The organism is Thermoanaerobaculia bacterium (genome assembly GCA_035593605.1).
Classification (GTDB): Bacteria; Acidobacteriota; Thermoanaerobaculia; order UBA2201; family DAOSWS01; genus DAOSWS01.
Map to the genome: position 1 here is coordinate 1 of DAOSWS010000025.1, position 11,555 is coordinate 11,555.

General features: G+C 55.2%; 8 protein-coding genes and 1 tRNA gene. All 9 read right to left on the reverse strand.

Annotated elements, in window-relative coordinates; translation table 11 throughout:
* Positions 1–52 precede the first annotated feature (52 nt).
* The gene (locus PLD04_11940) at positions 53–1,270 is read right to left on the reverse strand and encodes a sugar phosphate nucleotidyltransferase (GenBank protein HXK69045.1); all 1,218 of its coding nucleotides are present in this window, start codon (positions 1,268–1,270) and stop codon (positions 53–55) included.
* Between the two features lie 69 nt (positions 1,271–1,339).
* A complete protein-coding gene (locus PLD04_11945) occupies positions 1,340–2,203 on the reverse strand; it encodes a tetratricopeptide repeat protein (protein HXK69046.1) in 864 nt (287 codons plus the stop codon).
* Positions 2,204–2,267: 64 nt separating this feature from the next.
* Positions 2,268–3,203, reverse strand: coding sequence for a PHB depolymerase family esterase (locus PLD04_11950; protein ID HXK69047.1), 936 nt, complete (start codon positions 3,201–3,203; stop codon positions 2,268–2,270).
* Between the two features lie 27 nt (positions 3,204–3,230).
* Positions 3,231–3,377: a hypothetical protein gene (locus PLD04_11955; GenBank protein HXK69048.1), complete on the reverse strand. Its 147-nt coding sequence runs from the start codon at positions 3,375–3,377 to the stop codon at positions 3,231–3,233.
* 6 nt (positions 3,378–3,383) lie between these two features.
* Entirely contained in the window at positions 3,384–3,620 is a 237-nt protein-coding gene (locus PLD04_11960; GenBank protein ID HXK69049.1) for a hypothetical protein, read from the reverse strand.
* A gap of 9 nt (positions 3,621–3,629) precedes the next feature.
* Complete coding sequence (locus tag PLD04_11965; GenBank protein HXK69050.1) at positions 3,630–4,337, reverse strand: hypothetical protein; 708 nt, start codon at positions 4,335–4,337, stop codon at positions 3,630–3,632.
* A gap of 302 nt (positions 4,338–4,639) precedes the next feature.
* Complete coding sequence (locus PLD04_11970; protein ID HXK69051.1) at positions 4,640–5,245, reverse strand: LysE family transporter; 606 nt, start codon at positions 5,243–5,245, stop codon at positions 4,640–4,642.
* A 402-nt stretch (positions 5,246–5,647) separates the two neighbouring features.
* Positions 5,648–10,720, reverse strand: a complete 5,073-nt coding sequence (locus PLD04_11975; protein HXK69052.1) for a hypothetical protein — start codon at positions 10,718–10,720, stop codon at positions 5,648–5,650.
* A gap of 687 nt (positions 10,721–11,407) precedes the next feature.
* A tRNA-Asp gene (locus tag PLD04_11980) sits at positions 11,408–11,485 on the reverse strand.
* Between the last annotated feature and the right edge of the window lie 70 nt (positions 11,486–11,555).

An 11,555-nucleotide genomic window follows, 5' to 3' on the forward strand; every position in this document is an offset into this window, starting at 1 on the left:
ACTATGCCGACCCCTAACGGGGTCGGTTTTTCTTTTGTAGAAATGCGATAAATTAAATTTCTGAACCGGGAGGGATTACAACACTTTTGGGAATGATGACGATACCGTCTCTAATATGGTAAAAATCTCCATCCTCCTCCTTCACTCCCCGTCGATTCACGAGGATGGAACCTTCCCCTACACGTGCATTCTTGTCAATAATAGCTCCATGGATGACGCAACCTTTTCCGATACCCAGTGTCGGGATGCCGGGCTCGGAATCCACTTCGCTTTCATAGTAGTCGTTTCCCAGGATCAGGGTTTTAGAAATGGTACAGCCTGCCTGGATGACCGAACGAAGTCCAATACTCGTATCTTCGATTTTGCTGCCGTCCACCATTCCTCCTTCCCCGACAAGGACCCGGTTCAGGACGCTGTCCCGGATATTGGATACGGGGAGGAACCGTGGACGGCTGAAAAAGGGCCAGTCCGGATCCAGCATACGGAAGGAATTCTGGGCCGAAGTGAGCATAAGGTTGACATCATAGTAGGAACGGATCGTTCCAACATCTTCCCAGAAATCATCGAAGGGGTGAAGAACAAGTTTGTGGCTCTGAACCATGGAAGGAAGGATGTGCTGACCAAAATCCATGGCTTCATTATTGGCCAGAACTTCTTCCAGTATTTTGCGCTTGAAAATATAGATCCCCATGCTCATGGGAATGGAATCTCCAAGGTGGGCAATGGCGTCCGGATCGGGTTTTTCATAAAAACGGTTGATTGTGCCGTCTTTGGACCCGATAACCCCAAAGGCGGATGATCGTTCCCGGGGCATCATCTTCCCCGCGATGGTGACGTCGGCATCGGTAGTGAGATGGGTAATAAAGAAGTCGCGGTAGTCCATCCGGTAGAGATGATCCCCCGATAAAATCAGGACATGGTTGAAGCGCAGGTGTTCCAGATGGTGCAGGTTCTGGCGTACGGCATCTGCCGTTCCCTTGTACCAGTCACTCACCTGGCTCAGGGATGCCGCAAGAATGTCCACGTACCCGCTGCTGAAGTGGTCGAACTGGTACGTCTGGGCGACATGTCGGTTCAATGATTCCGAATTGAACTGGGTGATGACAAAGATTCGCCGGAAGTCGGAATTGATGGCGTTGGACAGAGGAATGTCGATCAGGCGATAGGCGCCCCCGATGGGAACCGCCGGTTTGGCGCGAAAATTTGTAAGAGGGAAGAGGCGGGAACCTGCGCCGCCCCCGAGAACCAGCGTGACGATATCGCTCTGCATGGGTGTATCGTACCGGAAGGAACCGGTCGGGTCAAACCTTGAAAGCAAACCTTGGAAAATTGTTACCGTTCACTCCTGCCGGGAAAGGTACTCCTGCTGCTCCATGGCCCTGGAGTACTCCGGGTCAAATTCAAGAGATTTTTTGTACATTTCCCTTGCCTGGTCCGGATCCTTACCTCCCTCACATGCCAGTCCCTTCAGGTAGAGTATGACGGCACAGACTCTTCGATTCACTTCATCCGATGAATCCACGGATTCAAAGAGATTGTCGAGGAGCTTTTTCGATTCATCGAATTCTCTCCTGTGTAACGTTTCGCAGACCATGTAGATCGATGATTTGATCATCCCGCCCTTCAGGGCGTCTTCTGATCCTCCTGAATTGGAATCAAGCGGAAGTCCCAGGTATTCAAGAACCGATGCCATTCTCCCCGGGGAGTAATCATCCGATGGTGTGGGTTGAGGAGGCAGGACCATCTGGGTCCTGGATGCCGGGCGGATCAGGAAATACAACACAGTCCACAGGGTGGTGATCAGGATAAAGAACAGGAAGACGGCGAACCCATCGACAAGGAGCATCATAAAAGCGCAGATCCCGGTAATAACTGCCAGCATTATGAAGAGGTCCGAAATCCGGTCTCTCCATCCATGTTTTTTTTGTGCGCCAGGACGGATGTCCCTATCAAGGTGCAGGTTATCTTCGTGCGCAGGTTTCCCAAAAAAGGAACTGATATCAAAGATGAATACACGATCCTTTCCGCACTGCCGGCACTCCGCGCGGAGATAGTCATAGGGTTGACCGGATGTTGCATCATGGATCAACTCCTGGCTTCTGGTTTGATATTGTCCCCCGCACGGACAGGTTGAGGCATGAATGATGTTGTACTCCTCCTGAACACTCTGAACCTTGATCGGGTTATTCACTGGCGAATCCATAGAATGTTAACCTCCAATGCTTCATTCGTCAGGATTTTAGATTCCGTCGGGATTCTTCGGAGAATCAAAAGGGTCTGACATGCCTTCGGCTCTCCCGTTTTCCCTGGATGTCGTACCGGGAAAAGAACTCCCAGATCTCTTCCGATGCGTCGATGTCGTTGTTTGTACCGGGGCTGGGATAGTTTGTTCCGGGCCAGGTGTGGGCACCGCCGATTACCCTGTAGAACTTGACGGCTGTGCCGCTTTCACAGTCCCCGTAGGTGATCAGTTCCACAGTACTCCCATCCGTGAAGTCAACATCGTCAAGAGGAATGACCACGGCCGAGGGTGAGCAGCTGTTTTCCTGTACCCAGAATTCCATGACATCTTCGACAGGAAGGGACCATGTATTTCCATTATAGGGAACGACGGGGTCAGCGGTTCCGTGAATCTGCAGAACCGGCACAGGATGGACCGGGTTGCATCCAAGATAGGTTTCGGGGGTCATTGAACCGGTCACCGATGCGATGGCTGCGATCCTTTCGGAAAGCTGACAGGCAAGGAGGTAGCTCATGTATCCGCCGTTCGACATGCCCGTCGCGTAGATCCTGGAAGAATCGATCGTGTATTCAGACATGAGGAATTGGATCAGAGCCTCCATGAATCCCACATCATCCACGGTGCTGCCCACCGTCCATCCCCCGACATTCCAGTGCTGGTAGCCCACATCGTCCTTTGTCCCATCCGGATGAACCAGGATGAAACCCTCCCGGTCGGCTATGGGTCGGAAATCTCCATAATACATCTGGGTGTAGGCGTTACTACCGTATCCGTGGAAATTGAGGAGCAGCGGAACGGCTTCCTCTCCTGTATAGGATTCCGGAACGTAGAGGATGTAATCCCGGTAAACACCGTCAAAATAAATCGATCCTACCGACGTGTGCTGGGCAAAGGCGGAAAGGGACATTCCAATCACAAGGATCCAGGTCAAAACGGGGAAAGGAAGGCAAATGCACTTCATGGAATTATTATACACATAGCTGAATTCTCAGTGGAGCCGGAACGTACGATTGGACGGGAAGAGCATCAGAAGGGCCAGAATCAAGGCGCCTGCGGTCAGGCCGATCTGGGTTCTCTTTTCGAAGCGGTACTCCCGCTTCAGAAGGCGGAGAGAATCCATAATCTGTGTAACCACAGGTCCTTACTGCACGAGGGCGTCATCGTGCATGACGCTCGTGACAATATACGCAACGTCCCGGCCGGGCACGCAGGTCTGGATGAACTGCGCGATCTTCTCTTTCTGGGTGATTTTATCGCTCTCGTTGTAAACAAGATGCAGTGTGCGGTTGTATTCATCCATTCCGTTGTCCCCGAGGGAATCCTGCCAGGTGTCCACGATCGATTGACTCTCTACCTGAAAGGCGTCGATGTCATCCACCGAAGCCAGTCAGATGGAGTGGATCTTGTAGCCTTTAAAAATTTGACTAAGCTGCTCCTCCAGTTCCGCCTTGAACCACTTGATGTTTTCTCCATCGACTTTGAAGGGCAATTTTCTGGAAACCGCGATATTGACCACCGGGGGGAAGTCACTCCAGTTGTTCACGTCATGGGCGATGACGGCAATATCCAGCTTTTTGAAGCTCATCTCCATGCTGATGATCGACGTCTGGGGATTTTCATTCGATAGTTCCTTATAATTGTCATTCGTGAAAACAGCCCGTCCCTCCGGAACGGAAAAGGCAAAATGGTTTTCCTCATCAATATAGGCATCGTTGGGAACATCTCGACCATCAGGAACCCGGAGCCATACCACAAAGGCCAGAGAAGAGACCATGAACATTAGAAAGCAGATCCCCCAGAAGATGGAGCGTTTCATTGGAAGGGTTTCATTTCCGGGAATCTTTTCCGCACCCATGATTTCGTAGGAGTCAATGCTCCGAAGAAGATCTTTTTCCTCTCTCAAGGCATAGAATCGGTTGGAGACGATACCGATCATCTGAATATCGGAGAGTGTGTATTTGCTTTGGTACCACAGGGCCATGGCGTATTTCAGTTCATCCCCGACGGTGTCGGCCGCGATCCCCTGCAGCATCACATCCACACGTTCGATGGTTTTTTTCTGGGGTCGTACAACCTGTGAGAAGCAAAGTTCCAAAAAGAAAAAGGTACGCAATCACAATTACCTTTCTGGACATGGTCGCTTCATTCTGTAGAATATTCTGGCAGTCTACCTTACAAAAAAAGTGAGTTCCATGAAAAAATATACTGTCGTAGTGATAATTGGGACCCACAGGCGCGAATTTTTGTGTCTTACACAAAAGAGGGCTCTTCAGTGACGCCATCCCGGTTCACGAGTGGTCCGTCCATGTCCCGCCGGGTTCATCAGGGTCTTTCCCACGTCCTCCAGGTCATATCCCCGGCGAAAACCTGCCGTCCTCTTTCCCGATGACCGCCTCCTTACCAGGGAAGGAGATCAGCCAGGTCCAGGGCTATATAGACGAGCGCGGAAGAGAGCACCACACCCAGGGCACGCGCTCTGCCCGGGGTTCCAAGCCGCTTCATGATCGCCTGACCACCAAAGGCCCAGATTGCATTTGCGGAAAATCCTACAAGGGCAAGGAGAATCGGCACCCAGAGGAGCGTGAGGAAAGAGGTGGACCATTCAGAGAGAAAGAGAGAAAAGAGGGTGAGGCCGAAGAAGGCGACCTTCGGGTTGACAAACTGTAGCGCAAAGCCGTTGAGGAAACCGAGAGGCCTGGCCTCCTCACTCTTCTCCAGGAGTCTGCCGCTGCTCTGGTAGACTCCCCACGCCAGCCACAGAATATAGCCCGCACCGACATATTTCAAAACTGGAACGGCACCCGGCACCAACCTGTTTAATCCCCCGGCGAGAAAAGCGCAGAGAGCCATGACCAGCCAGAACCCCGCGACCGCTCCCATGATGAAAGGTACGGTACGTCGATAGCCGTAGAGAGCCCCTAACGACGCACACAGAATATTGTTCGGACCGGGAGTATAGAGGGTCACGGCAATGAAGGTAATCGTCGCATCGAGATCTATCATCAAACGTGTGGTTTCCTTTTTAAAAAGAGAGCCGCGCACGGGGGCCTGTCCGCCCTGGCGGCTGGGTCATCTGCAGAAGAATATTCTTCTGCATGAGCGTAACGGCTCGCTGACATTAAGTCAAGAACCCGGGGTCAGCCATTTCACTTTACCCTGTGGGAACAGATTCGATTCGTTTTTCACGGCCAGCTCAGGAAAGCAAACCATGGAGTGCGAGGCGAGGAATTTCGAGAGCCAAGGTAGGGACACGATTCCGATTCCATCCCTGGAGGAAGACGGGGGGCCAGGGGTGAAGGAAAGTCAGCTATTTATCTATATTTGATTGAGGTTTAGCAGAGTTATTAAACGACTAAAATTAATAGTAACTGATAATTTTATACACTCTCCCCGTTCGAAGGTTCTTTAACGTTTGCAGGTATCGTTGGCGTCCCTCTCCGTGCCGGAGGAGGCAAATCCGAGGCTTCCTTCCGTCATAATCCCGGCATCAGCACTCATGAGGAAGAACAGTTTGGACGTGTCTCCGTAAATATCACCCTCCAGGTCGAAATCCTCCAGGAGCAGCATGCCGTTCTGTGAGGGAACCCACCCCGTGATACTGCATCGGGGCTGGCCGTAGGAGTAGTCGTCCACCTGAAAGGAGTCTGTCTGAGGAAAGGCGGAGACGTAGATATGATAGCTTGATAGGGCCAGGTCCTCAAAGAAAATATCAACGTTTTGTCCGTTTTTAAGAGCCTTCAGGTGATGGGACGCGTCACCGGACACCTCCGGGACCAGCGAACCGCAGAGGGCGTTGTGGGTATCGCACCCGCTCCCTGATCCAGCATCGCCGATGGACAATGTCGTAAAAGACAGATTGTCACTGTAGGAGTAAGCGCCGCCGTTGGAGGTGAGATCCGTCAGGTCCACCGCGGTGGACGCCCCGCAGGGATGGACGCCATAGTAATAGGCAGGATTGACGATGAACTGAAATGTGTAGTCCGCCGTCATACCGGCCGCAATCGTCCCGTAAGAACCGGGGTTGTTGCAGACGTGGAGACCCACACCCCCGAAGACAGCTTCCGTGCTTGTGGCGGAGCTTTCTCCCTGGTTCAGAAGGGAGACCGTGATCTGCCACTTCTCCCCGGCTTCCGCCTGTGAATCACCATCCCCGTCCACTTCCGATAGACCGGTGAAAGAGTGGTAAACAACGTCCGGCGGCCCGCATTCGACGATGGTGACACTATGATAGCCGGAGAGCCCCTGACAGCCCTCAGCGTTGGAGTAGGAAACGGTGTAGGAGCCGCTCAGTGAGGCGTAATGGACGGAGGACGTGGCACCGAAGATGGATCGGTTGTTCCGATACCACTGGTAGTTGGACATTCCCGTCTGCGTTCTGAGCTGTACCGTCGTATCGGGGCAGATATTGGTGGATGCCCCGGTGATGGTCGGCTCCGCCGGCGTGAGGGCGGAGTCCTTGACGCATGCTGTGTATGCTGAACGACCGCAACTGTTCCTGGACCGGACCTTGTACCCGTAGAGAGTCCCCGGGGTGGCCTCGCCGTCGAAATAAGCTGTGGTGGAGACGGTGCCCAGAACGGCAATGTCCGTGCAAGTCTTGTTCGTGGTCCGAACGACCTCGTAGGAACTGGCCCCCGGAACGGAATCCCACGCCACCTGAATCCCTCCGCACTCACCTACCGCAGTGATCGTCGCGGGAGCGTCAGGAATCTGGAGCATCATGGCCTCCACACAGGAGGGCAGGGGCGATTGTCCACAGCCATTCTCCGCCCGAACCGTGTAGTAGTAGGATGTGTTTGGATTGGGGGGCGTGTCCGTGTAAGCCGGGCCTGTTGCCGTACCCACAGGTGCGGGGTAGTTACAGCTGCTGTTTGATGAACGGAGCACGGTATAGCTGTCCGCGTCCGGCACCGGGTCCCATACGAGCTCGACGCCGGTGCATTCCGAAGAGGCTGCGAGGTTCTGAGGGGCGGAGGGGAGCCCTGCCGTCGTGACCGAGGCGCATTCCCCGTCTTCCGAATTCCCGCAGGTTGGATTCGTGGCGACAACATAATAACTGTACTGGGTATCGGGATCCACGTCGGTATCGAGGTAGGTGTTGTCGCCCTCGTACCCTACCTGCACGCCGGTCTCGCAGCCGCCCTCTTTACGAAAGACCCGGTAGGACATGGCACCATCGACATAGTCCCAGGAAATAAGCAGTGACTGGCAGGTCACATTGCTGAACTGGGGAGCACCGGGTGCCGCAGACGTATCAACGAATTTGACGTTTATGCAATCCGATGGAACGGACAGGCCGCAGGCGTCCTCCGATCGCACGTAATAATCATAATACAGGCCCGTTTGACCTGTCGTGTCGGTGAAGCTTGTTCCCGTTGTTGATACGAGCAGAGTTCCGCCCTCCGGGCAGTTGACGTTGGAGCGATACATCTTGTACCCGGATGCGCCCGCCACTGGATCCCAGGACATGTCAACCTGTCCGCAGGAAGTATTGACCGAGAAATTGGCCGGGGGGTCCGGTCGAAGGGAGGAGGCACTCAAACAATTGCTCGCCGGAGACCGGACCGTGCCGTCCGTGTCGCATGCCCCCATGACGACGTACGCATACGTCGTGTTGTAGGAGGCTGTTTCATCCCGAAAGGTGGTGCCGGAGATGGGGCTGACCAGGACCTGCCAGGTGCTGGTGCTGGAACAATCTCCCTCCCTGCGCCATACCATAAAACTATTGGTGGTGCCACTCCCCGCCGTCCAGGCAAGATCGACCCCTTCGCAATCGCCCGTTGCGGAAATGAGGGAGGGCGCACCCGGGGCCGAGCAGCAGAGGACGGTACAGTAGGATGATGCAACCGATCCTTCCGATTCGCACGGCCCGTTGGTGGTCTCGTAACTGACCACCCTGTAGCGATAATTCCTTCCGCAGACAGCGGAAGAATCGACAAAGGAGGTCACCGTCATGTCTCCGGAGACGAGAACCCACAGATGTTCACCCTCCTTTTTCCGGTAGACGCGGTAACCGTCGCCGGTCCCGTCATCGTTCCAGGTTACCGTGATGGCACTGCTTCCGGCCGAGCACTGAACGCCGGTGGGTGGAGCGGGCACGGTGCATGTCTCGCACCCGTAGGGAGTGGAGGAAAGGACATTGCTCACCGGTCCGGCGCACGAAGGGTTGCCGGAGACCGCCCGGACCGTGTAGTAGTAGATCACACCGGGAGCCACCGACGTGTCAGAGAAGGCGACCTTCGAACCCTTTACCGTCGCAAGGAACATGAACCCTTCGTCAGGCCCCGACTCGTTTCGATAGACCCTGTACTCGACGGCTCCGGCGACCCCCGTCCAGGCCAGGTCCAGGCGGCAGGGCTCCGCTGTTACCGCCGTGAGCGTCGGAGCCCCGAGGGTCGGGCAGTCGGTATGGTCGATGTTTTCGTCCGGGCACCCGATGGAGGGCGGACACGCGATTCCATGGCGATTGAAAGCCTCGTAAATCGCAGCCCCGTGGGGCGTTCCGTCGCAGAGGTTGCCGTTGTCGTCGTTCACGACGCGGAAGGTCCGATACCAGTTACCCACGCTGCACCCATTGGAGAGCCACCCAGCACAGACGAGGTGGGGCAGGCAGGTATACATTGCACCGGAAATAGGACGCGAAAGGAAGAAAAGACGCTGAAAATCGATCCAGGCCGTTTCCTGTGAAAGGTCAGATACGCCGGGAAGATCTCGGACGGCCAGATCGTACATCGTCTCCCCCATGCCCGAAGCGGTACAGTGCCCTTCCCTTCCGCATGGATCGAAATATGTTGACTCCACACAATCAGTGCAGATAAAATTCTTCGGTGTGGAAGGAATGCCGCGGGTTTTCATGGCATAATCCATCTCCCGTATACCCGAACAGTCCAGGCAGGTGTTGCCATACCCGTCGCAGTCCACGAACCAGGCATACTCCGCGTGGCAGGAGTTGTGCAGGTAGAGAAGGTCCATGGTATCGGCATAGACTTCGCTCGATCCCTTGTCTACGACTTCCAGGCCGTCATAGTGGTCGAGGCCGTGCCCTGTTTCGTGGACCAGAATTCCCGCATTGAGGCCCAGGTTATTGCATTCTGGATCCCCCTGCCGATCGTACAGCTTCAGGTACGTATTGTCTGAGAAGGCGGCATTGCAGGTGTAGCCGCCGCTTATATTGACCATGATGCGCAGCGGATCGTTGAGCCATGTGTTGGTCGGGAGGTAACTGTACGCGAGGAGTTTAGCCATCGTTACATGGTAGGCCGCCATGAGGGCTTCTTCCGTGGCGTACCCGTAAGAAGCCCCGGTGTTGTCACAATCCTGCCCCGTCGTCCCTCCCCAGTCGAGAGAGCCGCTGGTACTGGAAAGAGAAGGTTTCACGGTGCACTGTTCATCGATCCAGACCAGCGCATCGCCGTTGTCGTGGTGATTGCCATTCAGGGAACAGGTGACCGTTCCTCCCGGATACGTGTAGAGGCCGTTTCGCCCCGTGGAGGTCAGGGTCGAGTCCTCCACCATGTAGGGAAAGACGCGGGTCACCAGGGTGGCCCCTCCTCCGATCTGTTCTCTGTATACATTTGCGCGGATCCTGCGGTATACATCGAAGAACGTAGTATCCTGAAATTCCACTACCTCTCCCGTGTGAGCGTCCACCCGGCAGAGCCGTGATCCGTCCATTCCTTCGCGTGAAAAGACCATCTCCCATACGAGACGGTAGCCTACGCGGTCTCCTTCCGCCCGATCCTCTCCCAAATAGACCGGGACAAAGAGCGGGCTTCCGGGGCCTGCGACATTATCCCCCGGAAGAAAGCCTCCCAGGTGCTCCTCGAGAATGGCGAGAGCTTCTTTGGCGGAGACCAGTGGAGCCGGAGAAATGGCGGGAGGGCTGTAGTGTCCCGTAAAACCCATATCCACCAGATTGCCGTGGTTGATCCTGACCTGAAAAAGAGCCCCGTCCACTTCGATGCCCTGATGATGGATCCGGTAGTTGAGATAACAGAGGTAGTGCCCTTCTCCAGCATACCCGGATCCTTCCATTAGGACCAGGTCGTCGGGGTGGACACCGAAGAGATCGCTGTGACTGAGGAGCAGGGTCTTCACCCGGCCCTCAACGATATCCAGCGGTACCGAATCATCACAGGAGAGGTCACTGAGACCGAGGTCCTCCATCGACAGGCTGTTTCCCTCTCCCGGAATGACCGGAATACCCTGACCACCGATGTAGGAGGGGTACCCTGTATTACCGTCTATGAAGATACTCCACCCTGCACCATGTTGTATCCGGAAGGTCTCGTAGGCGCTGCGGTTGGGCAGAAGGGTTGCAGAAGCGTTGTCCATAGAAATATTCTCGCCAGGGATAAAGCACGTCTCACAGGCAACTTCGGCGTCAATGAGACCGGCCGGTCGTTCGACCGCCACGTAGGCCGTGACCGCAGGTGGTAAGACATGTATCACGAGGGCCAGAAACAGCCAGCGTCTCATCTGCACCTCCTCAAGAAGCAGGCGGGCGTGGATCAAAGGGGATGGAATCTTCCTGGTGAATGCCCTATATAGTAAAAAAGTATATCATGCGCATTTCTCTACCTTAGAACCAGGTGGACGACCAGCCTTCGCTCATGAAGCCCTGGCAAGGCCCGCCGTCGCCCTGCGGGCTATGTCGAGGCAAGCAGGCGAGACAAGCCCTTCCTGAAAACACCCTCCAACGGGGAGAGGATACAGATGTAGCATCAATCCCAGCTCCTAAAACCGCTCACTTCAGGGACACGATCCCGATTGAAAACAGCCCTTGAGGGACACGTAGCCAGCACATGTCCCGTCGGGCTTCAATCGGGTCATGTCCCACGTTCGCTCATAAATTTTCGACTGGGGTGTGAATGGCCCGCCTTCGTTAGAAGACAACTACGGCGTGGCAAATTTTACAGGGAAAAATTTGGCGGGGACGACGGGTGGGTGGGGAGACTCGTTCCGGTGGGCAATCCCGCGATGAGGCATACCGTTCCACCGCCGAGGCTCGGCGTCATGGGGGGAGGGTGATTGGGAGGGGTGAGAGTGGCGGGGACAACGGGTGGGTGGGGAGACTCGTTCCGGTGGGCAATCCCGCAGTGAGGCATACCGTTCCACCGCCGAGGCTCGGCGTCATGGGGTGAGGGTGGTTGGGAGGGGTGAGAGTGGCGGGGACGACGAGACTCGAACTCGCGGCCTCCAACGTGACAGGCTGGCGTTCTAACCGAACTGAACTACGTCCCCGCGCGGGGGGGAGTATACACCACTCCCGTCATGAAATGCAAGATGGCACGATGAATACTGCCGCCGTCCC

Bases quoted from the DNA above. Each gene is read 5' to 3' on its own strand.
- PLD04_11940 (HXK69045.1), bottom strand. From the start codon at position 1,270: ATGCAGAGCGATATCGTCACGCTGGTTCTCGGGGGCGGCGCAGGTTCC.
- PLD04_11945 (HXK69046.1), bottom strand. From the start codon at position 2,203: ATGGATTCGCCAGTGAATAACCCGATCAAGGTTCAGAGTGTTCAGGAG.
- PLD04_11950 (HXK69047.1), bottom strand. From the start codon at position 3,203: ATGAAGTGCATTTGCCTTCCTTTCCCCGTTTTGACCTGGATCCTTGTG.
- PLD04_11970 (HXK69051.1), bottom strand. From the start codon at position 5,245: ATGATAGATCTCGATGCGACGATTACCTTCATTGCCGTGACCCTCTAT.
- PLD04_11975 (HXK69052.1), bottom strand. From the start codon at position 10,720: ATGAGACGCTGGCTGTTTCTGGCCCTCGTGATACATGTCTTACCACCT.